This window comes from Paraburkholderia sp. FW306-02-B (assembly GCF_058782725.1).
Map to the genome: position 1 here is coordinate 693,290 of NZ_JBYSXZ010000001.1, position 24,974 is coordinate 718,263.

19 protein-coding genes and 1 pseudogene are annotated in these 24,974 nt (G+C 63.5%); 12 read left to right on the forward strand and 8 right to left on the reverse strand.

All coding sequences use genetic code 11. The annotated features are described in order from the left end of the window. Window positions 1–32: 32 nt before the first annotated feature. Window positions 33–857 (reverse strand): crotonase/enoyl-CoA hydratase family protein, encoded by an 825-nt coding sequence (locus AC3WOG_RS03085; RefSeq protein ID WP_492576610.1) that lies wholly within the window; start codon window positions 855–857, stop codon window positions 33–35. Window positions 858–919: 62 nt separating this feature from the next. On the opposite strand from AC3WOG_RS03085, the gene AC3WOG_RS03090 reads away from it, so the two are divergent. Then, window positions 920–1,531, forward strand: a complete 612-nt coding sequence (locus AC3WOG_RS03090) for a plasmid fertility inhibition factor family protein (RefSeq protein ID WP_492576612.1) — start codon at window positions 920–922, stop codon at window positions 1,529–1,531. An 81-nt stretch (window positions 1,532–1,612) separates the two neighbouring features. On the opposite strand, the gene AC3WOG_RS03095 is transcribed toward AC3WOG_RS03090, so the two are convergent. Continuing rightward, window positions 1,613–2,611, reverse strand: a complete 999-nt coding sequence (locus AC3WOG_RS03095; protein ID WP_492579702.1) for a 2-hydroxyacid dehydrogenase — start codon at window positions 2,609–2,611, stop codon at window positions 1,613–1,615. A 190-nt stretch (window positions 2,612–2,801) separates the two neighbouring features. On the opposite strand from AC3WOG_RS03095, the pseudogene AC3WOG_RS03100 reads away from it, so the two are divergent. Together AC3WOG_RS03100 and AC3WOG_RS03105 are read left to right on the forward strand one after the other, a co-directional pair. Continuing rightward, window positions 2,802–3,218 (forward strand): annotated as a pseudogene (locus AC3WOG_RS03100) (bifunctional aspartate transaminase/aspartate 4-decarboxylase); the annotation flags it as partial. 161 nt (window positions 3,219–3,379) lie between these two features. After that, complete coding sequence (locus tag AC3WOG_RS03105; protein WP_492576613.1) at window positions 3,380–4,603, forward strand: pyridoxal-phosphate-dependent aminotransferase family protein; 1,224 nt, start codon at window positions 3,380–3,382, stop codon at window positions 4,601–4,603. 889 nt (window positions 4,604–5,492) lie between these two features. On the opposite strand, the gene AC3WOG_RS03110 is transcribed toward AC3WOG_RS03105, so the two are convergent. Further along, window positions 5,493–6,704 carry an MFS transporter gene (locus AC3WOG_RS03110; RefSeq protein WP_492576614.1) on the reverse strand — a complete coding sequence of 404 codons (1,212 nt, stop codon included), beginning with the start codon at window positions 6,702–6,704 and terminating at the stop codon, window positions 5,493–5,495. A gap of 388 nt (window positions 6,705–7,092) precedes the next feature. Here AC3WOG_RS03110 and xdhA point away from each other — a divergent pair, with 388 nt between their 5' ends. Genes xdhA through xdhC form a run of 3 tightly spaced genes read left to right on the forward strand, consistent with a single transcriptional unit; the run spans window position 7,093 to window position 11,617 of the window. Continuing rightward, the gene (xdhA, locus tag AC3WOG_RS03115) at window positions 7,093–8,622 is read left to right on the forward strand and encodes a xanthine dehydrogenase small subunit (protein WP_492576615.1); all 1,530 of its coding nucleotides are present in this window, start codon (window positions 7,093–7,095) and stop codon (window positions 8,620–8,622) included. Between the two features lie 29 nt (window positions 8,623–8,651). Beyond that, window positions 8,652–11,018, forward strand: a complete 2,367-nt coding sequence (gene xdhB, locus AC3WOG_RS03120) for a xanthine dehydrogenase molybdopterin binding subunit (protein WP_492576617.1) — start codon at window positions 8,652–8,654, stop codon at window positions 11,016–11,018. 35 nt (window positions 11,019–11,053) lie between these two features. After that, on the forward strand, window positions 11,054–11,617 hold the full coding sequence (xdhC, locus tag AC3WOG_RS03125) for a xanthine dehydrogenase accessory protein XdhC (protein ID WP_492576619.1): 564 nt from the start codon (window positions 11,054–11,056) through the stop codon (window positions 11,615–11,617). Window positions 11,618–11,647: 30 nt separating this feature from the next. Here the strand turns inward: xdhC and AC3WOG_RS03130 are convergent, their stop codons facing one another. From AC3WOG_RS03130 to AC3WOG_RS03140, 3 genes are all read right to left on the reverse strand, one after another. Further along, the gene (locus AC3WOG_RS03130) at window positions 11,648–12,640 is read right to left on the reverse strand and encodes a LysR substrate-binding domain-containing protein (protein WP_492576621.1); all 993 of its coding nucleotides are present in this window, start codon (window positions 12,638–12,640) and stop codon (window positions 11,648–11,650) included. Between the two features lie 218 nt (window positions 12,641–12,858). Continuing rightward, a complete protein-coding gene (locus tag AC3WOG_RS03135) occupies window positions 12,859–13,518 on the reverse strand; it encodes a 2-hydroxychromene-2-carboxylate isomerase (protein WP_492576623.1) in 660 nt (219 codons plus the stop codon). A 148-nt stretch (window positions 13,519–13,666) separates the two neighbouring features. Further along, a complete protein-coding gene (locus AC3WOG_RS03140) occupies window positions 13,667–15,157 on the reverse strand; it encodes a TAXI family TRAP transporter solute-binding subunit (RefSeq protein WP_492576624.1) in 1,491 nt (496 codons plus the stop codon). A gap of 679 nt (window positions 15,158–15,836) precedes the next feature. Here AC3WOG_RS03140 and AC3WOG_RS03145 point away from each other — a divergent pair. Both AC3WOG_RS03145 and AC3WOG_RS03150 read left to right on the forward strand, forming a co-directional pair. After that, window positions 15,837–16,190 carry a BON domain-containing protein gene (locus AC3WOG_RS03145; protein ID WP_492576625.1) on the forward strand — a complete coding sequence of 118 codons (354 nt, stop codon included), beginning with the start codon at window positions 15,837–15,839 and terminating at the stop codon, window positions 16,188–16,190. A 320-nt stretch (window positions 16,191–16,510) separates the two neighbouring features. Further along, window positions 16,511–16,759, forward strand: a complete 249-nt coding sequence (locus tag AC3WOG_RS03150; RefSeq protein ID WP_492576626.1) for a hypothetical protein — start codon at window positions 16,511–16,513, stop codon at window positions 16,757–16,759. A 28-nt stretch (window positions 16,760–16,787) separates the two neighbouring features. Here the strand turns inward: AC3WOG_RS03150 and AC3WOG_RS03155 are convergent, their stop codons facing one another. Continuing rightward, a complete protein-coding gene (locus tag AC3WOG_RS03155) occupies window positions 16,788–17,576 on the reverse strand; it encodes a sulfite exporter TauE/SafE family protein (protein ID WP_492576627.1) in 789 nt (262 codons plus the stop codon). 237 nt (window positions 17,577–17,813) lie between these two features. Then, window positions 17,814–18,449, reverse strand: a complete 636-nt coding sequence (locus tag AC3WOG_RS03160; protein WP_492576628.1) for a LysE family translocator — start codon at window positions 18,447–18,449, stop codon at window positions 17,814–17,816. A 254-nt stretch (window positions 18,450–18,703) separates the two neighbouring features. Between AC3WOG_RS03160 and AC3WOG_RS03165 the strand changes: the two genes are divergently transcribed. The 4 genes from AC3WOG_RS03165 (at window position 18,704) to AC3WOG_RS03180 (ending at window position 23,816) form a co-directional block, all read left to right on the forward strand. After that, entirely contained in the window at window positions 18,704–19,597 is an 894-nt protein-coding gene (locus AC3WOG_RS03165; RefSeq protein ID WP_492576629.1) for a LysR family transcriptional regulator, read from the forward strand. Between the two features lie 233 nt (window positions 19,598–19,830). Further along, window positions 19,831–20,805, forward strand: a complete 975-nt coding sequence (locus AC3WOG_RS03170) for a hydroxymethylglutaryl-CoA lyase (protein WP_492576630.1) — start codon at window positions 19,831–19,833, stop codon at window positions 20,803–20,805. Between the two features lie 3 nt (window positions 20,806–20,808). After that, window positions 20,809–22,020 carry a CaiB/BaiF CoA transferase family protein gene (locus tag AC3WOG_RS03175; protein ID WP_492576631.1) on the forward strand — a complete coding sequence of 404 codons (1,212 nt, stop codon included), beginning with the start codon at window positions 20,809–20,811 and terminating at the stop codon, window positions 22,018–22,020. A gap of 299 nt (window positions 22,021–22,319) precedes the next feature. Beyond that, window positions 22,320–23,816, forward strand: coding sequence for an MFS transporter (locus AC3WOG_RS03180; RefSeq protein ID WP_492576632.1), 1,497 nt, complete (start codon window positions 22,320–22,322; stop codon window positions 23,814–23,816). Window positions 23,817–24,974 lie beyond the last annotated feature (1,158 nt).

The window sequence follows — 24,974 nt, forward strand, 5'->3', positions numbered from 1 at the left end:
CTCGGCGGCGGTCGTCGGCGGTAAGCCGGGGTCTAGCGAACGCCGCCGCCGGGGCCGAGCGTGTCGCCGTGGCGGCCGGCGCCATCGGCAAAACGGGTGGCGCCCGCGACGCCTTCGTCGAACACCGCCTGATAGCCGCCGGCGCCTTCGCGCCGCAGCGCGTCGGCGAGATCGTCGAGCATGCTGTTCTCGAGCGCGGAGCGCCGGTCGGCCAGCAACGCCGCCTGCGGAAACGCCGCCAGTTCGGCGGCCAACTGTTCGGCCGCCGCGCGCGCCTCGCCTGTGCGCACGATGCGGTTGGCGAGGCCAAAGCTGAGCGCTTCCTGCGCGTTCACGGCGCGGCCGGTCAGAATCAGGTCCAGCGCTCGCGAGAGCCCGATCAGGCGCGGCAGACGGATCGTGCCGCCGTCGATCAGCGGAATCCCGACGCGCCGGCAGAACACGCCGAGCACCGCGTCTTCTTCGACCACGCGCAGATCGCACAGCGCCGCCAGTTCCAGGCCGCCCGCGACGGCGTATCCGGCAATGGCGGCGATCACCGGTTTGCTGAAGACCATGCGCGTCGGTCCCATCGGGCCGGGGCCGCTGCCGTCGGCGTGCAGTTCGTTACGGCGCGTGTCGTCGGCGAGCGCGGTGAGGTCCGCGCCGGCGCAGAAGGTGCCGCCCGCGCCGAACAGCACCGCCGCACGCCACGCCGGCTCCGCTTCGAAACGGCGGAAGGCGGCGCTGAGCGCATCGGCGATAGGGCGGTCGACGGCATTACGCCGTGCCGGACGATCGAGCACGATGGTGGCGACGCCGGTGGCCTCATCGGCTTCGATACGCACGTGTTCATTGAAATTTTGGGTGGATATCATCGTTGTTTCCGTAAGACCTGCGGACGCCCGCCGATGCCGGGTGATTAATACATAGGCTTGTCATGCTTCTTTCACAATCGACTCGTAGCTTAGGCGCTCTTTTAACCTGCTGGCGCGTGCGCGCTGGCTTATCGAGCCGGCCTTTGCACTTGTCCAATCCATCGTCCTCCGCCGCACCGGCCTATGTCGAGCCGGTCTGGATCGTGCCTTTGCATGACCATCCATGGTACGACCATGTGCGTCTGAAGCGCGTCTTCGTCACCGACGATACGCGGCATCAAGTGGTATTGGTCGACGCGCGCAAGCTGCTGGCGTGCGCGGATCGCGACGACACCGACTACGTGTTGAAGCCCGTTGCCGAATGGCATTCGGGCAAGATGCGCGGCATTCGCGAGTTTCTCGATCCGGACAACCCACGCATTCCGCAGATGCCGTACGTGACGATCACGACGCGTCGCGCGCCGGGTTTGTTGGGCTGGATGGGTCTGGAGCGTGAAGGCGTGGTGGCGTTTCGCAATGGCCAGCATCGCGCACGCTATCTGGCCGACGCGGGCGCGCGCTGGTTTCCGGTGGAAGTGCACGAGCGCGAGGTGGCGTTGCTGCGCGAAGTCTGCGGCGCGGCGGACGACGCCCGCACGGCGATTCGCTCGACCATGATGGAGGGGGACGCCTAGTTGGGGGCGCCTAGTCGGGGACGCCTGGCCAAGGGCGCTTAGCTGGGGATGCCTGGTCGGGGCGCGCCTGGCCGGCCGCCCCTACCCGCGCGTCCGCACCGCATTGCGCGGCGTGCCCGCCTGCCATGCGGCGACGTTATCGAGCGTGGTCTGCGCGATCTCGCTCATCGCCTCGCGCGTGAAAAACGCCTGGTGCGCGGTGACGATCACGTTCGGAAACATCAACAGACGGGCCAGCACGTCGTCCTGCAACGGCAGGTTCGAGTGGTCTTCGAAAAACAGGCCGCCCTCTTCCTCGTACACGTCGAGCCCGAGATGGCCGAGTTGCCCGTCCTTCAGCGCGCCGATCAGCGCATTGCTTTCGACGAGGCCGCCGCGTCCGGTATTAATCAGCATCGCGCCGCGTTTCATCTTCGCCAGCGCGCGGCTGTCGATCAAATGGTACGTGCCGGGCACCAGTGGACAATGCAGGCTGACGACGTCGGCTTCGGCCAATAGGGTATCGAGCGGCACGTAGCGAGCGCCGAGCGCAAGCAACTCTTCGGCCGGCATGCCGGGATCGTGCGCGAGCACCTGCATGCCGAAGCCCGCCATGATGCGGCCGAACACGCGGCCGATCATGCCGGTGCCGATCACGCCCACTGTCTTGCCGTGCAGATCGAAGCCGAGCAGCCCATGCAGGGAGAAGTCGCCTTCACGCGTGCGCGCGACCGCCCGCGGCAGCCGCCGGTTCAGCGCAAGAATCAGGCCGACCGCATGCTCGGCGACGGCGTGCGGAGAGTAGGCCGGCACTCGCGCGACCGTTATACCGAGACGTTCAGCCGCTGCCAGATCCACATGATTGAAGCCCGCCGAGCGCAGCGCGATCAGGTGCGTGCCGCCGGCATGCAGGCGCTCCAGCACGGCGGCGTCGACGTTGTCGTTGACGAACGCGCATACCGCTTCGTAGCCCTGCGCGAGGATCGCGGTTTCGATATCGAGGTGCGATTCCTGAAAGTGCAGTTCATAGCCATGCGTGTGGTTTGCCTCAGTGAACGTGTCGCTGTCGTATTGGCGGCTGCTGAACAGGATCATGCGCATGGAAGGCTCCGAAGGATGCGTGCCGGCGCTGGCGATGCGCACTGACAACGTGATGGCCTGCCGGTAGATCAGTATATCGGTCCGTTGCGACAATGACTGCCGCGCGCAGCGCGCGGCTCCGAAAAACAGATCGGGCATTAACCACGATCATATTTCGCGAACTTCACTCGCCGCACCATTGAAAATCATATCGCCCCACGCGTACAGGAACGCGCTCAAGCGCCTGATCCGCAAACGCAAGCAGGCGCTGTACGAAGAGGTCGGCATTTCGTTCGAGGACGACGATCCGAACCAGGTCGACTACTACACGATTCTCGACATCGAGTTCCTTGGCGAGCGGATGTTCGGGCGTGAGTTCGTCGAGTGGCTGCTGAAGAACACTGAGCCGTCGGAACTGCTGTTCCGTCTCGCGCGCGAAGCGTGGGTCGTCCTGCTGCCGGGACGCGGTTTCGGCACGCAGCATCCGTCGGGACGTGTGTCGCTGGCCAATCTGAGCGAGTCCGACTACCGGCTGATTGGGCGCGCGATGCGCAAGCTGATCGAAGAGTACGTCGAGCGTTTCAACGCCGCCACCGGCAAGAAACTCGACAAGACCCGGGTGAAGTGACGCGTTGGTCTGCATTTTGGCCGACGTTTCCGGGCGATTAAGCATGGACAAAAAACTTGCGCAATCGCGCGGATCGGTGAATGATCGAATGAACGGCCTCGCCAGTGTCATTGTTGGCGAGGCCGTTTGCTCCTTTGCGTTCTGACATTCACGTATCGATCATGCCGACTTCATCATCTACTTCCGCTTCCTTTGCCGTGCCCTGTCCGGTTGTCGAATCGCTCGACGCCATCCTTCCCGAAGAGCCGTTACTGATGATGGGCGCCGGCCCCGTGCCGATTCCCGCCGCCGTCGCCAAGGCCAATACGATCGTGATCAATCACCTGGGCGGCACGATGGTGAAGGTGATCGGCCAGGTAAAGACGATGGCGCGCTACGTGTTCCAGACGAACTCGAAGTGGGTGCTGGGCGTGGCGGGCCCCGGTTCGGCCGCGATGGAAATGGCGATCTCCAATCTTGCGTGGGAAGGCACGCGGGTGTTGAGCATCAAGAACGGCTTTTTCAGCGAGCGGATGGCGGAGATGGGACGCCGCGTCGGCGCGCAGGTGAGCACATTAGACGTCGCCGACCGTTCGGTAGCAAGCCTTGACCAGATCGCCGAGGCGATCCGCCGCGAGCGTCCGGAGATCGTGACGGTGGTGCAGGGCGAGACGTCCAACACGGTGTGGAATTATCACTTGAAGGACATTGCCGCGTTGGCGAAAGCCGCGGGCGCGCTGGTGATCGTCGATGCGGTGTGCACGTTGAGCACGATGCCGCTCGAGATGGATGCATGGGGTATCGACGCCGTGATTACCGGCGGTCAGAAGGGGTTGTCGTCGATTCCTGGCGTGTCCCTGATTGCGTTTTCCGATGCGGCTTGGAAGAGAGTGAAGGGGCGGACGGCGCCCAATGCGCATTGGTGTCTGGATGCTTCGCTGGCTGAGAACTTCTGGCATAACGCCGGATATCACTACACCGCGCCTGTGTCCGGCGTGCTGGCTTTGCATGAGGCTTTACGGCTGGTGTGTGCTGAGACATTGGAGAAGCGGTTTGCGCGGCATTTGAAGTGTTCGATTGCGTTGCAGGAAGGGGTGACGGCTTTGGGCCTACAGCTGTATACGCCTGCGGCTTGCCGGTTGAATTCTGTTGTGGGGATTGAAGTGCCCGTCGGGCTGAGTCCTGGGGATGTGTGCTCGCATATCTCGCGGCAGCATCAAGTCGAAATTTCTGGTTCCTTCGGGCTGCCGATTGTTCGGATTGGGCAGATGGGAGAGCAGTGCCGCGAACATAATCTTTTTCGCACTTTGCATGCTCTTGGTCGGACTATGGTTGATCTCGGCGTTAGGGTTGATTTGCCAGCTGGCGTGGCGGCTTTGGAACGGGGCCTTTCCGGGGGGAAGTAAGGGTCGTTTTTTGCCTTCGCGGCGCTTTATGGCTGTGTGCCTGCGGTGTTGGCCTTTCCTTGAATTGTTAGTGGTCTATTAGCTTCGCCCCTGTGCGGGGCAGGCACTTACTTTCTTTGCCGCCGCAAAGAAAGTAAGCAAAGAAAGCGGCTTCACACCGCCAACACTTAAGCGGGTCCCCTGGCTTGGAGGGGATAGTGGAGCATCTGGAGTCGGTGTTCTCGCACATTCCGCGTGAGTGACAAGGCCGTCATGCTTCCGGCGGCGCTGCGCGCGCCGCGGCGATACTTCTCAACACCAACTGGGGGTATGCGCTTCCGGCATCATTCTTCCCGCCTTGCACTGCGTGTTCGCCGGAACGGTCTGCCAGGGAAACCAGGGGCTTCGTTTTTTCTCTGTGGGTGCCATCGGCTTCGCCTCGGCGAGACGCCGAAGCTGTTACGGTATTGAGAAAGGTACTCGCCGATCGGTACAGATCCATGCAAATGCGGGCCACCGCACCAAGCAAGGTATCGGCGCGGAAACGGTCTAATGGTTTTATGAAGTACCGCCACGGCGCGCGCAGCGCCGCCGGAAGCATGACGGCCTTGTCACCAAGGCGGAGTGTGCGAGAACACCGATTCCAGATGCTCCACTATCCCCTCCAAGCCAGGGGACCCGCTTAAGTGTTGGCGGTGTGAAGCCGCTTTCTTTGCTTACTTTCTTTGCGGCGGCAAAGAAAGTAAGTGCCTGCCCCGCACAGGGGCGAAGCTAATAGACCACTAACAATTCAAGGAAAGGCCAACACCGCAGGCACACAGCCATAAAGCGCCGCGCAGGCAACCAAGCTCAAGCAAACCCCAACGCCGTAGGCAAACACCCCCCAATCAGCCGCTACGCGCAAAAAAAATCACTGTGCCGCAGGCAAATTAGCCACCTTGGCATTCCGCAAATAAAGAAGCGTAGACAACCCGACTCCCGCCGCAGCGGCAACAGCTGCAAAAAGAAACACCGATCCATATCCAAACTCTCCAGCGATATACCCGGCCAACGGCCCAGTAATCCCCAGCGAGAGATCGAGAAAAACGGAATAAGCCGACAAAGCAGCCCCGCGGCTAGCGGGCGGCACAAGCCCGACGGCTTCAACACCAAGAGCCGGAAACACCAAAGCAAACCCAAACCCGGTCAACGCCGCCCCAGCAAGGGCAAAATGCGGCTCAGGCGCCAACCACAACATCAGCAACCCAACACATTCGAACGAAAAAGAAACAATAGCGACCCGAAACCCACCGTAGGTCTTGATCGTATTGGCAAACAACAACCGCGAGCCGATGAACAGCGTGCCAAAAACAGTCAACGACAAAGCCGCATTCGGCCAATGCTTAGCCGCATAAAACAGCGTAATAAACGTAGCAATCGACCCAAACCCGGCGGAGCCCAAAGCAAGCCCAATCCCATGCGGCAACACCCGCGTGAACACGCTCCGGTAAGACATCCGCTCGCCATGCACGATCGGCACCGGTGCCATCGGCCGGGCCAGATAAAAGCCGAGCGCCGCCAGCAAAATCACCAGGATGCCCAGCGCGGCGAACCCAACCGTGTGCGCAATCGCCACCCCAAGCGGCGCGCCGACAGCCAGCGCGCCATAGGTAGCGATGCCGTTCCACGAAATCACCCGAGCATTGTTGCTCGTGCCCACCCGGCCAATGCCCCACAGAATCGCACCGGTTCCGCACAGGCTTTCGCCAAATCCGAGCACGAGGCGGCTGCACACCAGCAACACCATGCTCAGTACAGGCCAGCGCCCGCACAACACAGCCAGCAGCAACATAACCCCGCTCGCGCCGCAACCAAGCAGACCAATCGACACCGTCCGCTTCGGCCCCAGCGTGTCCGCCGAACGCCCGGCCAGTGGCCGCGATGCCAGCGTCGCCAGGTATTGCACGCTGATCGCCGCGCCAGCCAGCACCGCGCTGTAACCCAGGTCGTCGTGGACGTAGCCGGGCAGCACCGCCAGCGGAATCCCGATCGTCAGGTAGCAAAGAAACGTGAAAAAGACGACCGGAATGATCTGCATGGTCGTCGCAAATTCGCTGCGAGGTGTCGCTGAGTCGGTGGACATGGGGAAAACGAGACTTGAAAACGGCGGGAACGCGTGATTTTCCCATGGAACCGATTCTCTTGCAGGGGTTGCTTAATAATTTAGCTGCCTGAATAACGGTGCCAGATGGATATCGTGGTCCGCTTTCGCCAGGCACACGCTGACTTTTGCGCCCCAGCGCAGTGGTGCATCCACACGCTTGTGACCAAAAATCCACAAAATTGAAATAAACATGGCAAAACGGGCGAGTCAACATAAGCCAACTGTGCGTCAAATCCATCCCTATATCGTTTTGCGGATATGTCCCGCATGCGATCCCCGCTATGGGTTGTATTTATTGACGGTGATAGTTTTCGAACCGTCACCGCAGTACGTCCCATGGACACAGAACATTCGAGAGTAACGACACATGACTGAGCCGATTCGCTTCTACCACCGCAACGCGATCCGCGAGATCAAGGACGCCCCCGTCACCCGCACGGTCCTGCAGTATCTGCGCGAGGACGCGCATTGCACCGGCACCAAGGAAGGCTGTGCCGAAGGCGATTGCGGCGCGTGCACGGTCGTGATCGGCGAGCGCGACGAGGCGGGCGGCGTCAAATTCAAGGCGGTCAACGCCTGCATCCAGTTCGTGCCGACGCTCGACGGCAAAGCGCTCTTCACCGTAGAAGACCTGCGCCAGCCGGACGGCTCGCTGCACCCGGTTCAGGAGGCGATGGTCGAGTGTCACGGCTCGCAGTGCGGTTTCTGCACGCCGGGCTTCATCATGTCGATGTGGTCGCTGTACGAAAAGCACGGCCACGAACATCGCTGCGCGAACAAAACCGTGCCGTCGCGCGACGCGATCAGCAACGCGCTGACCGGCAATCTGTGCCGCTGCACGGGCTACCGGCCGATCGTCGACGCGGCCGTGCGCATGTTCCAGGCCCCCGCGCCGAAAGCGCCGGTCAATGTCGAAGCGCTGGCGAAGACGCTCGCCACGCTCGAACGCGCGGACACGTTCCACTACCGGCACGCCGGTCAGCAGTTCGACGCGCCGCGCACCGTCGAAGCCCTCGCCAGGATCAAGGAAGCGGAACCCGCCGCGCGGATTCTCGCCGGCAGCACCGACATCGGCCTGTGGGTCACCAAGCAGATGCGCGAGCTCGGCAACATCGTCTATGTCGGTCAGATTGCCGAGTTGCAAAAGCTCGAAACCAACGACGAGTGGATCGAGATCGGCGCCGGCGTCACCGTCGAAAGCGCGTACGCGGAAATCGCGAGGCAATATCCGGAGCTGACCGAAATGTGGCAACGCTTCGCGTCGCTGCCGATCCGCAATGCCGGCACGCTCGGCGGCAACATCGCGAACGGCTCGCCGATCGGCGATTCGATGCCCGGCCTGATCGCGCTCGGCGCGCGCGTCATCGTGCGCGGCGGTGAGATCGAACGCGACATGCCGCTCGAAGATCTGTACCTCGCGTATCAGAAGAAGGACATGGCGGAGCATGAGTTCGTCGTCGGGCTGAAGGTGCCGACGCGCACCGGTGCGCGCAAGAATCTGCAATTCCGCACCTACAAACTCTCGAAGCGCTTCGACTCGGATATCTCGGCCGTGTGCGCGGCGTTCTCGTTCATCGCCGACGGTAACGTGATCTGCGAGCCGCGCATCGCCTTCGGCGGCATGGCCGCCACGCCGAAGCGCGCGACGCACGCCGAGGCCGTGCTGCGCGACGCCGAATGGCACGAAGCCACCGCGCAGGCCGCCATGCTCGCGCTCGGCAACGACTACGCGCCGCTTTCCGACATGCGCGCAACCAGCAACTATCGCCTCGAATCCGCCAAAAACACGCTGTACCGCTTCTGGCTCGAAACGCGTCCGAACAATCCGCTGCCGAAGAGCGCGCTGGATGTTCGCGCGGTCGCCGCTGCCTGCGCGCCGGCCGGCGCCAGCGCCTGAGCAGCCCAAAGGATACGGAGAACACAACAATGAATCAGCACGCCGAACCGTTCCTGAAAGACCTTCAGGAACAGGAAGACTTTACTCAGGTCCACATCTCGCGTCCGCACGAGTCCGCGCATCTGCACGTGAGCGGCCGCGCGACCTACACCGACGACATTCCGACGCTTGCCGGCACGCTGCACGCCGCGCTCGGGCTGTCGCCGAAAGCGCACGCTAAAATCGTCTCGATGTCGCTCGACAAGGTGCGCGCGACGCACGGCGTGGTCGCGATCTTTACCGCGGACGATTTCCCCGGCGTCAACGACGTCGGCCCGATCATCCATGGCGACGATCCGATTCTCGCCGACGGTGTCGTGCAATACGTCGGCCAGCCGATCTTCATCGTGGTCGCTACGTCGCATGAAGCGGCGCGTCTGGCTGCGCGCCGTGCTGAAGTCGTCTACGAAGAGCTGCCGGCGATTCTGACCGCGCAGCAGGCCCGCGCCGCGAATCAACATGTCTTGCCGCCGATGAAACTCGCACGCGGCGAAGCCGGCACGAAGATCGCCCGCGCGGCGCATCGCGAAGCCGGCGAAATGCTGCTCGGCGGCCAGGAGCAGTTCTATCTGGAAGGCCAGATTTCGTACGCGGTGCCGAAAGACGACGACGGCATGCACATCTACTGTTCGACGCAGCATCCGACCGAAATGCAGCACATGGTCGCGCACGCTTTGGGCGTGGCGTCGCACAACGTGCTGATCGAATGCCGGCGGATGGGCGGCGGCTTCGGCGGCAAGGAATCGCAATCGGGTCTGTTCGCCTGCTGCGCGGCGCTCGCCGCGTGGAAGCTGCTGTGCCCGGTCAAGCTGCGTCCGGACCGCGACGACGATATGATGGTCACCGGCAAACGCCACGATTTCCACTACACGTATGAAGTCGGCTACGACGACAAGGGCGTCATCGACGGCGTGAGCGTCGACATGACCTCGCGCTGCGGTTTCTCCGCCGATCTGTCCGGTCCGGTGATGACGCGCGCGCTGTGTCACTTCGACAACGCGTACTGGTTGTCCGACGTGACGATCGACGGCTTCTGCGGCAAGACCAATACGCAGTCGAATACCGCGTTCCGCGGCTTCGGAGGCCCGCAAGGCGCGTTCGCGATCGAATACATCATGGACAACGTCGCGCGCTCGATCGGCGAAGATGCGCTCGACGTGCGCCGCCGCAATCTGTACGGCAAGACCGAGCGCAACCAGACGCCGTACGGTCAGGTGGTCGAAGACAATGTGATTCACGAGCTGATCGATGAACTCGAGGCGACCAGCGAATACCGTGCGCGGCGCGCGGCGATCAACGCGTTCAATGCGAACAACGAAGTGCTGAAGAAAGGCCTGGCACTCACGCCGGTCAAGTTCGGTATCGCGTTCAACGTGACGCACTTCAACCAGGCCGGCGCGCTGGTGCACATCTACACCGACGGCTCGGTGCTGGTGAACCACGGCGGCACCGAAATGGGCCAGGGCCTGAACACGAAGGTCGCGCAGGTCGTCGCGCATGAACTGGGTGTCGGCTTCAACCGCATTCGCGTCACGGCCACCGACACCAGCAAGATCGCCAATACCTCGGCCACCGCTGCATCGACCGGTTCCGATCTGAACGGCAAAGCCGCACAGGATGCCGCGCGCCAGTTGCGCGAACGTCTGTCGGCATTTGCGGCCGAGCGCTTCGGCGCAGGGCAGGTGAGCGCCGCGGATGTGCGCTTCGCGCACGACCGCGTGCTGGTCGGCGATGTCGTGGTGCCGTTCGAGGAAGTGATCGCGAAGGCCTACATCGCGCGCATCCAGCTCTGGTCGGACGGCTTCTACGCGACGCCGAAGCTCTACTGGGATCAATCGAAGCTGCAAGGCCGGCCGTTCTATTACTACTCGTACGGCGCGGCCGTGTCGGAAGTCGTGATCGACACGTTGACCGGCGAAATGCGCGTGCTGCGCGCGGATGCGTTGCACGACGTGGGCGCGTCGCTCAATCCGGCGCTCGACGTCGGCCAGGTGGAAGGCGCGTTCATTCAGGGCATGGGCTGGCTCACGACCGAAGAACTATGGTGGAACGCCGGCGGCAAGCTGATGACGCACGCGCCGTCCACCTACAAGATTCCGACCGTCAACGATACGCCGCCGGTCTTTAATGTGCGGCTGTTCAGGAACCGCAATGCCGAGGACAGCATCCATAGTTCGAAGGCGACTGGCGAGCCGCCGTTGCTGCTGCCGTTCTCGGTGTTCTTTGCGATTCGCGACGCAGTGTCGGCCGTGGGTGGCCACAAGGTCAATGCGCCGCTGAACGCGCCCGCGACGAGCGAGGAAATCCTCAAGGCAGTCGGCGCGGTGCGGGCAGCAACCGCGGCGGCACGAGCGTAGCCGGCAGCGATAAAATACTCACTGGAATGATCGCCATGAACGACTTCTCTTCCGTTCAGATCGGCCGGCGTAGCGCCGTGCAAGCGCCGCCTCCGGCGCCGATGCACATCGTGCTGTTCGGCGCGGGCCACGTCGGCCATGCGCTCGTCGCGCTGCTCGGGCGCTTGCCGTGCGTCGTCCAGTGGGTCGACGAACGCGATGAGCTGTTCCCCGACGAAACGCCGGCCAACGTGCAGGTCGAGGCGACCGACACGCCCGACGTAATCGTCGACACGGCGCCGCCCGGCGCGTACTTCCTCGTGATGACGCACAATCACGCGCTCGACTTCTCGCTCGCCGCGCGCATCATGCGGCGGCGCGATTTCACCTACTTCGGCATGATCGGCTCGAAGACCAAGCGCGTGAAATTCGAGCGGCGCTTATTGGATCGCGGCGTGGGTCCGGATCGGCTGGTCGAGATGACTTGCCCGATCGGCGTGACGGGCATCGCCGATAAGGCGCCGCCGGCCATTGCGGTGGCGGTGTGTGCGGAGTTGCTGCGGATTCGCGCGCGGCAGGCCGCGGCACAGACGACGCACAAGCTCTGCGCGAGCGTCTGAGTGGTCAAATAAGCGGTCAAATAAAAACCGTCAGCCCGCTGCGGCTGACGGTTCCCCTGACGTTTTCTTTTCCTGCGGCCGTTTCACGCGCCGCGCCTTCTGCGCCACCAATCCGTCCGACACTTGCGACATCAAGGTCCGCAGCCAGCCGACGTCGCTTGGCCGATCCGGCTGTGGATGCCACAACTGATAGCACTTGATGCGCGGAAACGGAATCGGCACCTCGACGACCGCAAGCGGCAGGATGTTCGCGTAGTGGGTCGCGAAGCGGCGCGTGGTGGTGAAGATCAGATCCGATTGCAGCAGCGTTTGCGGCACGAGGCCGAAGTAGGGCAGCGTGGCGACGATGCGCCGTTTGGCGCGCGCCCTCGCGAAACCGATGTCGATTGCGCCGCCGCGCGCGCCGCTATAGGGCGTCGGCGCGAGATGCGGTGCGGCCAGATACGCTTCACGTGTCAACGGCGCGCGCGTCAACGGATGATCGGCGCGCATCAGGCACACCACTGTGTCGGAGAACAGGTCGGTCTTGCCGAAGCGCGGATCGGGTTTCGGCCAGTTGCCGATCACCAGATCGAGTTCGCCCGCATCGAGCGCGGCCGAGTGATCGAGCATCGGGCTCAGCGAATCGATTTCCAGACGCGCATGCGGGGCCGCCTCGCGAAACTGCGCGATCACGGTCGGCATGAAGAAGTCGTTCAGATAGTCGGGTGCGGCCACCCGAAAGGTGCGGCGCGAGCGGCCGGGGTCGAAGTCGCCATGTGGCGTCGCGACGAAATCGACTTCGCGCAGCACGCGTTGCGCGGACGCCAGCAGCGATTCGCCGTATTCGGTCGGCACCATGCCCGATTTGCCGCGTACGAGGATCGGATCGTTCAGCGTCTCGCGCAGTTTGCGCAGCGCGGTGCTGATGGCGGGTTGGGTCTGATTCAGCCGCAGCGCGGTCTGTGTGACGCTGCGCTCGACCAGCAGCGTGCGCAGCACGCGCACGAGCCAGATATCGAGGGAGGCGGCGGTGTCGTCCATGGTTTAGGCGAGGCGGTGCAAGCGGATCGGGCTCGAATGAAGCGTCGCGCGAAACCGCCCGCAAGACGGCTCGCGCAGCAACGCACAAAGGTCATAACCTTAGGCCCGATTGCAGTGCTGCGGCCATAGCGGGCACGGTATGGCCGGCATCAGCAAGGCATGGGCGGCGGCCATGGCGCATTTCATTACGTGCTCAGCGCACCGAACCCGTCTGAATATTACACTTCGCCTACGGTGGTGTTCGCGACACCTAAAGGCAGCGAACTGATGCGCTTCACTTCTTCCGAATCGAGCCAGTTCGGCGTGCGTGCGCAATACAGCACCATCGGCAGTGCGTCTTCGCCCCAGAACAATTGTTTGTTCAGGTAAAAGGTCGGCACGCCGTAGACGCCCAAGCTGATCGCATTCGCCGTATTGCGCTGCAATTTCGCCTTGACCTCTTTGCTTTCGATCAACTCGGGCCCGTCCGGCTGGCCGACGCGTTCACACAGTTCGGCGAACGCTGCGTCGCTCGACGGATCGCGGCCTTCACGCCAGATGAAACGGAAGATCTCGCGCACGAAGCTGATGTCGCCGTTCACCGCGGTGGCGAGCAACAGCGGCTTCATCGAGTCGAACGGATGAGCCGGCGGCATCTTGAACGGAATGCCGAGCTGCTCCGCGCGAAACAACGCGTGCCGGTACATGAACACCCGCTTGGTGGGCACGTTGTAAGCCGGTAGTTGACCCCAGTGGCGATACAGGTCGTTCAGCACGACCGGCGTGAACGCGAAGTCGTTGCCCGGCCATTTGTCGTGTTGCTCGAGCAACAGGTAGGTGAACGGCGAGACAAAATCGTAAAACCACAGCGGTTGCCTGGCGTCGATGCCAACGGTCATGAATGTCTCCCGGATTGCCTGGGCCGAACGGTGTGCGTCTGCTAAACCGTCGGATTTGTAATGATCTTACGCGGTGCGGCCGCTGCTTGCAGCGGTCAATATGGGTTGGCGCCTGGTTTGGGACCGGTCGCAGCCGTTGCGGTGACCGTCAGACCGGGCTGGGCGCGGGCGATGCCGGGCGGTCGTCTGAAGACTTGCCCGCCTCGGATGCGCCGGGTGCTTCGGTCGCTTCGTTCGTCTCGGGCGGTTCCGGCCTATCGTCCGGTTCGTCCGGTTCGTCCGACGCTTCGCGCTGGGCCTCGCGGCTATGCGTAAGCCGCCGGCGCACGAAGCCGATATGTTCGCGCAGCACATAGAACTGGTCCGCGTAGGCGAGCGGCATCTTCAGGCCGTTGACCGACTCCTCGATCGCGTCGAGCCGCTCGATCAGCGACGCGCGTTCGGTGGCCGAATACTCGCTGAGCGCGCTGCGTTCGATCGCGATCAGCGCGCCGTACCAGCGATAGATGCGCGATTTCACCCGCCACGCATACAGCGACGGCACCACGCGCAGCGCCGGAATCAGCAGCACGATCAGCGGCACCACGACCACCAGCAGCCGGTCGGCGAGACTCGCGAGCCAGAACGGCAGGATCCGGTAGAGGAAGCTCTTGCCCGACTTGTAGTAGCGCGCGGCGTCGTCGCTGATTGGGAAATCGTGCGCGAGCGGCGCGGGGAATTCGCCGGCCCGCTGCATGATGTTCGCTTTGCCGTGCACTTCGCGGGCGGCTTCGATCAGCAGATCGGAGAGCGCGGGATGCAACGAGTCGCGCGCCACCAGTTCGGCGGTCGGCGCCACCATGTGAATCGGCGCGGACGGCAGATTCTTGCCGAGGTCGAACGCGCCCATCGGCATCTCGAGTTGCGTCAGATACGGAAAACGGCGTGTGTACGCATCGGCCTGGGTGAAGTCGTAGAACTGCACGTTCGGCGTGCGATACAGCTTGCCCATTACCGCCGGTTGCGCGGAATCGCCAGCCAGAAAGGCCGCGTCGACTTTACCGGAGATGAGCGCCTGCGCGGCGTCGTCACCGGAGAGCGGCAGCAGTCTGGTGGCGCCGCCAGGCTCGATGCCGTTCGCCTTGAGCAGCGCGAGCGCCAATTCCCGCGTGCCGCTGCCTTCGGCGCCGACCGCGATACGCGAACCCTTGAATTCGGACAGCCGCGTGACGGTCGGACCGTGATAGAAAATCGCCAGCGGCACGTACGCCACGCTGCCGAGCGACATCAGAGCGTCGCTCACCGGGCCGGGCGCGACGCCGTCCTGCACGAAGCCGACGTCGACGTCCGACTTCGGGTCCGACAGGCGCTTGAGATTCTGCAACGAGCCTTCCGACGGCAACACGTTCAACGTGATGCGGTTGCGCGCCAGAATGGCCTTGTACTTTTGCGCGGCGGTCCAGAACGTGCTGCCTTCGGGGCCGGCGCTGATCGTCAGCGTATTGGGCGGGGCGGGCTGGATCAGACGCACGGCGACCCAGATCGCCGCGATGGCGACCAGCAGGATCGGACCGAACGAGACCGCCAGATCGCGCCACGAGATTGCGACGAAACGGGCGACGAGGCGGGGAGGGCGTTTGCGGCCGGTGGCAGGCTTCATCGGATGACGTGACGGCTACGGTCGAAGGTGAACAGGGTTGCGGCGGCACTTTAGCGTAGCGCAAGTCGAGGCGCTCGCGCCATGCCTGGCTTGATGCCGGGGCGCCGCGCGGCAGCTCGCATTCGCGGCGATGGTACCTGAGATTCGCGCGGCGGCGGCGCGCACGGCGAGGGTGAGCGCCGACAAACCCGTAACAAAACGTGAAAAAGCGCGTGAAAAAGCGCGCGGAAAGCATGTGAACAGGCGCGTGAACGAAGCATGACGGTAGCGCGAACGACCCACACTCAAAGTATGACGGATGCGTCAACACCGGCACGAACCACCCGTCGACGGCACGCGGCACGCGCCCCGAGCATGACTAAACCCTTTGCGCTTCTGGCTCGGCTAGATTAAATTGTGCATCGCTGCCGCGATTAGACGTTTGCGCAGCGCGACCCGGCACGACATAGCAGAACCGGGCGCGTTGGCGGACTTCGCGGCTTGCCGGCCTTCATGCCGCATGCATGCCTGTCATCGCGTGCGGCTAACGGCGGCTGGCTTCTCTCGCCTCTCGCGCACCGTGTTGCAACCATAGTCGGCCGTCGCTCAGCCACGCGTTGTCGCGCCCGGGCCCGGCCGCCGGTAGTCGTAACGAAGCCGCTTGGTAGAGGCGGTCCAATGTGAAGCAAAAGGAGAAATTATGAAATCGGTCGGTTTTCTGAAAACGCTGGGCTCGGTTGTGGCGATGGTGGTGGCGTGCAATGTGTACGCTCAGGCAAGCGATACGGCGGCAAGCGGCGCCATGGCCGCCCCGGCCGCCCCGGCCGCGACCACCAAGAAGGCCAATAGCCAGCTCGGCCGCAAAGTGCGCGGCGCGCTCGCCAAGGCACAAGGCATCGACGTGGCGAACATCTCGGTGCGCGCTCGCGGCGGTGCGGTGACGCTGACGGGTTCGGTGCCTGACCAGGGCCAGATCGACAAGGCGGGCGAAGTCGCCAAGGGCGTCGCGGGTGTGACGTCGGTGTCGAACAAGCTGAGCGTTGAGCAGCAATAAGCCGGCGGCACGAGGGGCAATAAGCGCAATAAGTGCATGACGCGCCGCAAGGCGCCATGCGCGCCACGCTCCACGAAGCGCGCACTCCGTTGCCGCTTTGCGCCATCTTGATGCATGCCAGCAAACGGGCTCCGGCGAATCGCCGGGGCCCGTTTTTTTCGTTTTATTTTTCGCAGCGGCGATTTTTGAAACGGTGATGATGGATCGGGGCAGTTCGAGCCGGAAGACGGCACCGCAACGAACCGTCCTGCGTGCGCTATGACACACAATTGACGCGTCGTGAGGCGTACTGTGACGAGTGGTGAACCGGAGTCAACGCCATGGAAACCACGCTTTTGCGCTATACCGATCTACCGATCAGCGATCGGGCGGCTTTCGAGCTGGTGTGCGCGCGGCACGGCTTCGCGCCTGCGCATTTTGACATCAGCGCCTGCGCGGATCCGCACGACGCCGCGCACGAGCGCCTCGTCACGGTGCGGCGCGGCGGCTGGGCGCAGTCCTATCGCGACCATCACGGTCAATGGGTGCGGCAGTTCGAGACCGATCTGACCTGCCGCTTTTTCAAATAGCCGGCACGCTGGCGCGTCGGTCTGGCGTTCAGGCCAGCACAAGGCGCACGCCGACCAGCGTCAGGGTGGCGGCGAGCAGGTTGCGCAGCAGCGCATCGGGCGCGCGCGACGACAGATAACTGCCGATGGCGATGCCCGGCAGCGATCCGACCAGCAGCGACAACAACATCGACCAGTCGACCGAACCCAATAGCCAGTGCCCGGCGCCTGCCAGCAGCGTGAGCGGCACCGCATGCGCGATGTCGGAACCGACGATGCGCGTGGTCGGCAGCAGCGGGTACAGCAGCAACAGCACCGTCACGCCGATGGCGCCCGCTCCCACCGAAGTCAGCGACACCAGCACGCCGAGCACCGCGCCGGTCACCATGGTCAGCGCGAGCGTACGGCCTTGCTTCGGCACCGGCAGATGGCGCGCACCGAGCGCCGCGAGTTGCGGCCGGAACACCAGCGCCACCGCCGTCACCAGCAGCGCTACGCCGAGCACGATCTGGATCAGCCGGCTTGCGCCCGGCGTGTCCATGCCGAAACGATGCAACAGCACCAGCGTAATGGTCGCCGCCGGAACGCTGCCGGCGGCCAGACGCAGTGTGATCTGCCAGTCGACGGAGCCTTTCAGGCCGTGCACTAGCGTGCCGGTCGCCTTGGTCGCAGCGGCGTACAGCAGATCGGTGCCGACGGCGGTGGCCGGATGCACATTGAACAGCAGGACCAGGATCGGCGTCATCAGCGAGCCGCCGCCGACGCCCGTCAGTCCGACCAGAAAGCCGACGAACAGGCCGGATACGGAATACAGCAGATCGATGTGGGGAAAGGCCATTGAGCAGACCGCTGACGGTCGGGTGGGTTGGGTCGGTTGAGCGGCAATGCCGGCACGCGCGTGCCTTCGATGGTCGATGGACAGGCGCGTGGTCGGCGCGGCAAAAGGCGCTATTGTCGCAAAACTGCCGCGCTTGCGTACAAAACCGTCAGCAGGCACGGCCTCGGCGGGCCTTGCTGGGGAGTCGGCAAGCGCGCCTTTCGCAACGACCTGTGATCTCTGGCCGACCTCTGCCGCTCAAAGCGCGCGGCGAACTTCGACGATACCGAACGCCGCCAGCGTGATCCCGACAAGCCGGTCGATCGCGAGCCGCAGCTTGCTGCCGATCGCGTGACGCGCGAGCGACACCACGGTCACGAGAAAACACCACCACGCGATCGAGCCGCAAAACACCCCGCTGACCGTCGTCAACGCGATGCTCGATGAAAACGCGCCGCGCGGCGCCAGCGTCGTGAACAACGCGGCGAACATGATGACGGTCTGCGGATTGGTGAGCGTGAGCAGCAGCGAACTCGCGTACGCGCGCAGCGCGCCGGCGCGGCCGATCTGCGCGAGCTTGCCGTCACCGTTCGGCGCGTCGGCGGGGGGCTTTTGCAGCAGTGTACGCACGCCGAGGTAAAGCAGAAAGAGGCCCGCCACGAGATGCAAGGGCCGGTCGTAGGCGAGCATGAACTGCGAAATGCCGACGAGCCCGAGCGCCGCGATCAGACCGTAGAACGCATCGCCGCTGGCGATGCCGAAACCGATCGCCAGTCCCGCGCGCGGACCGCCGGTCAACGTGCGGCGGATGCACAGCATGCCCATCGGGCCGACCGGTGCGGCGATTGCGAGGCCGACGCCCGCGGCGATGAAGAAGAGGCTAGTGGTGGACATGGAGATTCCCGGTTGATTGTTCTGCCTGATCGTATCCCGTGCGGCGCCGCTTGTTTGCCTTGGTTGCGCACGCCAGACGCGTGCGTCAGCATAGCCAGACCGATAATCTCCAGCAAGACGGCGCGCGGAAAACCTGCGTAACTCCGCGTGCGCCGGGCGTGTGGCGTGGGGCGTGAATACCCTGGCATCGGCTCGGCCGCGGTCTTCCTCGGGCATAATTTTTCCACTTCAAAACACCCGAGGCGCGTTCGCTCATGTGGCAAATCGATCAGGTGACGTTGCGCCTGTTCATCGCGGTATGCGAGGAAGGCACGATTGCCCGCGCGGCCGAACGCGAGTTCATCGCGCCGTCCGCGGTTAGCAAGCGGCTTGCCGATCTCGAAGCGCTCGTCGATGTCGCGTTGCTCTCGCGCAGTCAGCGCGGCGTGCGCGCGACTGCCGCCGGTGAGGCGCTGCTCAAGCACGCGCGTCTGATCATGCGCGGCCACGAACGGCTGCAAGCCGAACTCAGCGAATATGCCGCCGGTGCGCGCGGCCATGTCCGGGTGCTGGCGAACGTGTCGTCGATGGTCGAGTTCTTGCCCGAAGCGTTATCGGTGTTTCTGAAGGCCAATCCGCAGATTCGCGTGGATGTCGAAGAGCGCGTCAGCGCGGAGATCGTACGCGGTCTGGAAGAAGGTGTCGCCGATCTCGGCATCTGCCGCGATGTGGTGCCGATGGGCAGTCTCGACGTGTTGCCGTATCGCTGCGACCACCTCGCGCTGATCGTGCCGCGCGATCATGTGCTCGCGGCTGAGACCGACATCGGCTTCGAGCAGACGCTGGCATTCGATCATCTCGGGCTCGCATCGAACGCGTCGGTGAACGCGCTGATGCAGCGCATTGCCGTGGAAAAAGGCAGCGAGCTGAACTATCGAACCCATGTGTCGACCTTCGACGCCGCCTATCGTTTCATCCAGGCGGGCCTCGCCGTCGCGATCCTGCCGCGCGAAGCGTTGCCGGGACACGCCGCCGACGAATACGGCATTGTGGCCGTGCCGCTGCGCGAAGCGTGGGCGCAGCGACGCTTTGTGATCTGCATGCGCGAGCGCCATGCGCTGACCTTGGCGGCGACGCATCTGCTCGATCATTTGCTGAACAGCGCCTGAATTCCAGCCGCGATTGTCCTGCCAAGGCCCCTCTGAAAAGCCCTTAAGGGTTTCCCCTTTGCGACGGCGCACGCCCGTCCCGCTTGCCTCGCCCGTCATCGCGAATGGCGATGGAGTGCGTCGTCAACGCAGACTTTGCCGCGCGGCCCTGCGCGGGCACGCTGTCGCTCAGCCTCTTTATTTTCAGCTCCAGAGCGGCTTTAGCCGCGGTTTCAAGACCGGAATCCAGGACCATGAGTGACACCCATGAACGCGTCGTCGTGACCGAAGTCGGTATGCGCGACGGCCTGCAAAGCATCTCGCGCGCGATGCCCACCGAGTTCAAACGGCGCTGGATCGACGCCGCCTATGCCGCCGGCGTGCGGCATATGGAAGTCGCGTCGTTCGTGCCGCCGAAGCTGTTGCCGCAAATGGCCGACGCCGACGAAGTGATCGCCCACGCCCTCACTTACGACGACCTGATCGTGACGGTGCTGGTGCCGAACCTGAAGGGCGCACAACGCGCGCTCGAGTGCGGCGTGCATCGGATCGTCGCACCGATTTCGGTGAGCACCGCGCATAGCCTCGCCAATGTGCGCAAGACGCCTGTGGAGATGATCGACGCGTTCGCTGCGATGCGCGAGCTGATCGACACAGCCTCAAACTCAAACGCGAACCCGAGCCCGCAACGTGTCGAGTTGATCGCCGGTTTATCGACGGTGTTCGGCTGCACGTTGCAAGGCGCGGTGCCTTATGCCGATATCGCCGCGATTGCACGCGCCGCGTTGCAGGCGGGTGCCGATGTGATCGCGCTTGGCGACACCACCGGCGAAGCGACGCCGCGCCAGGTCGGCGAAATCATCGAGCTGGTGCGCGGCGTTGCCGGCAACAAACTGCGCTCGCTGCATTTCCACGACACCCGCGGGCTTGGCCTCGCCAACACGCTGGTCGCGCTGCAACACGGCATCCGCGAATTCGACGCATCGCTGGCCGGCCTCGGCGGCTGTCCGCATGCGCCCGGCGCCACCGGTAACGTCAATACCGAAGACCTCGTGTTCATGCTCGACAGCATGGGCTACGACACCGGCATCGACCTCGTGCGCCTGATCGCGTCGCGTGCGGTGCTCGCCGACGCCTTGCCCGGCGAACCGCTGTACGGCTACCTGGCGCGCGCCGGTTTGCCCAGGCAGTTCGCCGCCACCGCTTACTTTTCCGAATCACAGGCGTAGCAAATGAATTCTTCCCAGCAAAGCGCGGGCGCGTTGCCGCTCGCGGGCATTCGCGTCGTCGAGTTGTCGCATATGGTGATGGGGCCGACCTGCGGGATGATTCTCGGCGACCTCGGCGCCGAGGTGATCAAGGTCGAGCCGCCGCGCGGCGACGGCACGCGCCGTTTGCTCGGCACCGGCGCGGGTTTTTTCCGCACCTTCAATCGCAACAAGAAGAGCGTTGCGCTCGACCTCGATACGGAGGCGGGGCGGGCTGCGTTGCATAAGCTCGTCGATACCGCTGACGTGTTCGTCGAAAACTTCAAGCCGGGCCGCATGACGAGCCTCGGTCTCGATTACGCGACGCTGCGCGAACGCAATCCCAAGCTGATCTATGTCTCGCACAAGGGTTTTCTGAACGGCCCATACGAACACCGTCTCGCTCTCGACGAAGTCGTGCAGATGATGGCCGGCCTCGCCTACATGACCGGACCGGTGGGACGCCCGCTGCGCGCCGGCAGTTCGGTCAACGACATCATGGGCGGCATGTTCGGCGCGATCGGCGTGCTGGCCGCGTTGCACGAACGGCATACGAGCGGATGCGGCAAGGAGGTGCAGAGTGCGTTGTTCGAAAACTGCGTGCTGCTGTCCGCGCAACACATGCAGCAGTTCGCCGCGACCGGCGTGCCTGCCGCGCCGATGCCCGAGCGTATCAGCGCATGGGCCGTCTACGATGTGTTCAAGCTCGCCAACGACGAGCAGATGTTCATCGCCGCGACCGGCGATGGCCAGTGGCGCGCGCTGTGCGCGATTCTCGGCCGCGCCGATCTGCTGGCCGACCCGCTTCTCGCGACCAACAACGATCGCGTGCTGGCGCGCGACCGGCTGCTGAAGACGCTCGGCGAAACCTTGAGCACCTTCGAAGGCGCCGCGCTCGTGCCGCAGTTCGAACGCGATCACATTCCGTTCGCCTCGATCACGAGACCCGAAGAACTGTTCGACGATCCGCATCTGAACCAGAGCGGCGGCCTGGCCCGATTGACGCTCGACGACGGCAGCGAAACCGCGATGCCGCTGCTGCCGATTTCGATGGATGGCAAACGCCTGCAGCCGCGCCAGCCGATCGCGAAGATCGGCGAGCACACCGCCGAAGTGCTGCGCGGCCTGGGATACGACGAAGCGCAGATCGCGGCGCTCGGCGGCGGTGTGGCTCAGACGCCGAGCGAAGCCGCTTGAGCAGGCAGCAGGCGGGTGTTCAAAGCGTCGCGGATAAACAATCAATCTCATCCGGCGTCAGACCGGAATTCAGCAACCATTTTGCGTGGGATCGGAGCGCTCTGAGTGGGACCGGAGTAAGTGCTGAAGCACTAACTCCGGATCGACATAAGTGCTTTGCATGGGACCAGAGTAACGCGCTATGGAGCTGGAGTAAGCGCTATGGGGCCGGAGTAAGCGCTAAAGCGCTAACTCCAGCCGACACGCGAACTCTGGTCGACAGCTAAAGCGCCAACGCCGATCGACAAAGGAGACAGACGATGAAATCGTCGAATCATGCGGTGTATGCAACGGCGGTGGGCCAGGCCGGTACGCTTGGCGGTTTGCCGTCCGGCGCAGGGGCGGGTGCCGACGTCGCGCCTGGCGCGCAAGCCGACAAGATCGCGCTGGACGGCGCGCGCATTTCCGCGCGGCTCGACCGCTTGCCTGCCACGCGTTCGATCTGGAAGCTGGTGATGCTGTTGAGCCTCGGCTTGTTCTTCGAACTGTACGACCTGATGTTCTCCGGCTACATCGCGCCGGGCCTCGTGCGCAGCGGCATTCTGACCGCGACGACGCACGGACTGTTCGGCACCAGCGGTGTTGCCAGTTTTATCGCCGCGTTGTTCGCGGGGCTTTTCATCGGCACGGCGGCGTGCGGCTTTCTCGCCGACCGTTTCGGCCGACGGGCGATCTTTACGTGGTCGCTACTGTGGTACACCGCGGCCAATATCGTCATGGCGTTTCAGGACACTGCGCCTGGGCTGAATCTATGGCGTTTCATCGCGGGGATCGGCATTGGTGTGGAGATCGTCACGATCGGCACGTACATCTCCGAACTCGTGCCGAAGCATGTGCGCGGCCGTGCGTCGGCATGTTCGCAGGCGGTCGGTTTTTGCGCGGTGCCGATCGTCGCGTTTCTGTCCTATTTGCTGGTGCCGCATCGCTACTTCGGGCTCGACGGCTGGCGTCTGGTTGTGCTGACCGGCGTGATCGGCGCCGTGGTGGTGTGGTGGATCCGTTTGGGGTTGCCGGAAAGTCCGCGCTGGCTCGCGCAGAAAGGGCGTATCGACGAAGCGGACGCGGTGATGACGCGTCTCGAAGCGCGCGTCGAACGCGAATATGGCCGGCGATTGCCGGAGCCGGCGTTGCCCGAACCGGTGCGTGCGCGTGCGGCGTTTCGGGATCTGCTGGCGCCGCCATATCGGAAGCGCACGCTGATGCTGATCATTTTCCACGTGTTTCAGACGATGGGTTATTACGGCTTCGCGAACTGGATTCCGACGCTATTGATCAGGCAGGGCATTACTGTCACGACGAGTTTGATGTATGCGAGTGTTATCGCGATTGCTGCGCCGTTGGGGCCGTTGCTTGGATTGCTGATTGCCGATCGCTTCGAGCGCAAGACGGTGATCGTCTGTATGGCGGCGGTCAACGTGGTGTGCGGGTTGCTGTTCAGCCAGGCGCGCGAGACGGTGTTGCTGGTGAGCCTGGGCGTGTGCCTTGTGTTGGCGGGCAATATTATTTCGTACAGCTATCACGCCTATCAGGCGGAGCTTTTTCCGACCGGCATCCGGGCACGGGCAGTGGGGTTTGTTTATTCGTGGAGCCGGATCTCGGCGATGTTTTCAGCGTTCGTGATCGCGGCGTGTTTGAACAGCTTCGGGGTGAACGGCGTGTTTGTGTTTATTTCGGGAGCGATGGTCATCGTGATGGTGGCCATTGCTACGCTTGGGCCTAAGACGCGCGATGTCGCGTTGGAGGATATTTCTAAATAGCTATTTGCTGCCCGCCTTGCGGGGCGGGCTTGCTTTGCTAGTGCTTCTTTTGCGTCGCGGACGTGCTCGGTGCTACGCGGATCGGCGGCGCGCCTGAGGGCGAAGTGGCTGGTTTGGGTTTCTTTTCCTGTTTGGGTTTTTTCGCTTCGCGGTTGCTGCGGAGTTGACCTTTTGCCATGATGGACTCCCAATTTGGCTTTTTTCGCTCCGCGAGGGAGCAGTAGAGTAGTGTGCGCTGGTTTTGTTTTTGATGTTTGGGTTTTTTTTGCGCGTAGCGGCTGATTGGGGGGTGTTTGCCTACGGCGTTGGGGTTTGCTTGAGCTTGGTTGCCTGCGCGGCGCTTTATGTCTGTGCGCCTGCGGTGTTGGCCTTTCCTTGAATTCTTAGTGGTCTATTAGCGTCGCCCCTGTGCGGGGCAGGCACTTACTTTCTTTGCCGCCGCAAAGAAAGTAAGCAAAGAAAGCGGCTTCACACCGCTAACACTTAAGCGGGTCCCCTGGCTTGGAGGGGATAGTGGAACATCTGGAATCGGTGTTCTCGCACACTCCGCGCTGGTGACAAAGCAGTCATTCTTCCGGCGGCGCTACGCGCGCCGTGGCGGTACTTCTCAAAGCCGATAGAGCGTACGCGCTTCCCGCATCATTCTTCCCACCTCGCACTACGTGCTCGCCGGAACGGTCTGCCAGGGAAACCAGGGGCTTCGTTTGGGCTTGGTGGGGGCCATCGGCTTCGCCTCGGCGAAGCACCCGAATGTGCGAGTGCGAGCCATCACGCAAAGCGAAGAACCGGTACGATAGTGAGGATTGGCAATGCAACGGCGCGCCAGCGCCCCGGACAAAACGCGAGCGCCGCAGCGAGGCATGGGGGCGGAGGGCGAGCCACCGCAGGCACGGGAAAGTGCCGAGCGAAACACAGCCGCGAGTTACGCTAGCGCAGCAAAGGCAAGCCATTACGCTTGAACAATCGCAGACCCAGGAAGCACCCTACGGTCGACGGGTCCGCTGGTTTTGTGAAGTACCGCCACGGCGCGCGCAGCGCCGCCGGAAGGATGACGGCCTTGTCACCGGCGCGGAGTGCGCGGGCACACTGATTCCAGATGCTCCACTACCTCCTCCAAGCCAGGGGACCCGCTTCAAAGTTAGCGGTATGAAGCCGCTT

Coding starts and splice junctions, on each gene's coding strand:
- AC3WOG_RS03085 (WP_492576610.1), bottom strand. CDS start 857: ATGATATCCACCCAAAATTTCAATGAACACGTGCGTATCGAAGCCGAT.
- AC3WOG_RS03090 (WP_492576612.1), top strand. CDS start 920: ATGCTTCTTTCACAATCGACTCGTAGCTTAGGCGCTCTTTTAACCTGC.
- AC3WOG_RS03095 (WP_492579702.1), bottom strand. CDS start 2,611: ATGCGCATGATCCTGTTCAGCAGCCGCCAATACGACAGCGACACGTTC.
- AC3WOG_RS03105 (WP_492576613.1), top strand. CDS start 3,380: ATGCCGACTTCATCATCTACTTCCGCTTCCTTTGCCGTGCCCTGTCCG.
- AC3WOG_RS03110 (WP_492576614.1), bottom strand. CDS start 6,704: ATGTCCACCGACTCAGCGACACCTCGCAGCGAATTTGCGACGACCATG.
- xdhA (WP_492576615.1), top strand. CDS start 7,093: ATGACTGAGCCGATTCGCTTCTACCACCGCAACGCGATCCGCGAGATC.
- xdhB (WP_492576617.1), top strand. CDS start 8,652: ATGAATCAGCACGCCGAACCGTTCCTGAAAGACCTTCAGGAACAGGAA.
- xdhC (WP_492576619.1), top strand. CDS start 11,054: ATGAACGACTTCTCTTCCGTTCAGATCGGCCGGCGTAGCGCCGTGCAA.
- AC3WOG_RS03130 (WP_492576621.1), bottom strand. CDS start 12,640: ATGGACGACACCGCCGCCTCCCTCGATATCTGGCTCGTGCGCGTGCTG.
- AC3WOG_RS03135 (WP_492576623.1), bottom strand. CDS start 13,518: ATGACCGTTGGCATCGACGCCAGGCAACCGCTGTGGTTTTACGATTTT.
- AC3WOG_RS03140 (WP_492576624.1), bottom strand. CDS start 15,157: ATGAAGCCTGCCACCGGCCGCAAACGCCCTCCCCGCCTCGTCGCCCGT.
- AC3WOG_RS03145 (WP_492576625.1), top strand. CDS start 15,837: ATGAAATCGGTCGGTTTTCTGAAAACGCTGGGCTCGGTTGTGGCGATG.
- AC3WOG_RS03150 (WP_492576626.1), top strand. CDS start 16,511: ATGGAAACCACGCTTTTGCGCTATACCGATCTACCGATCAGCGATCGG.
- AC3WOG_RS03155 (WP_492576627.1), bottom strand. CDS start 17,576: ATGGCCTTTCCCCACATCGATCTGCTGTATTCCGTATCCGGCCTGTTC.
- AC3WOG_RS03160 (WP_492576628.1), bottom strand. CDS start 18,449: ATGTCCACCACTAGCCTCTTCTTCATCGCCGCGGGCGTCGGCCTCGCA.
- AC3WOG_RS03165 (WP_492576629.1), top strand. CDS start 18,704: ATGTGGCAAATCGATCAGGTGACGTTGCGCCTGTTCATCGCGGTATGC.
- AC3WOG_RS03170 (WP_492576630.1), top strand. CDS start 19,831: ATGAGTGACACCCATGAACGCGTCGTCGTGACCGAAGTCGGTATGCGC.
- AC3WOG_RS03175 (WP_492576631.1), top strand. CDS start 20,809: ATGAATTCTTCCCAGCAAAGCGCGGGCGCGTTGCCGCTCGCGGGCATT.
- AC3WOG_RS03180 (WP_492576632.1), top strand. CDS start 22,320: ATGAAATCGTCGAATCATGCGGTGTATGCAACGGCGGTGGGCCAGGCC.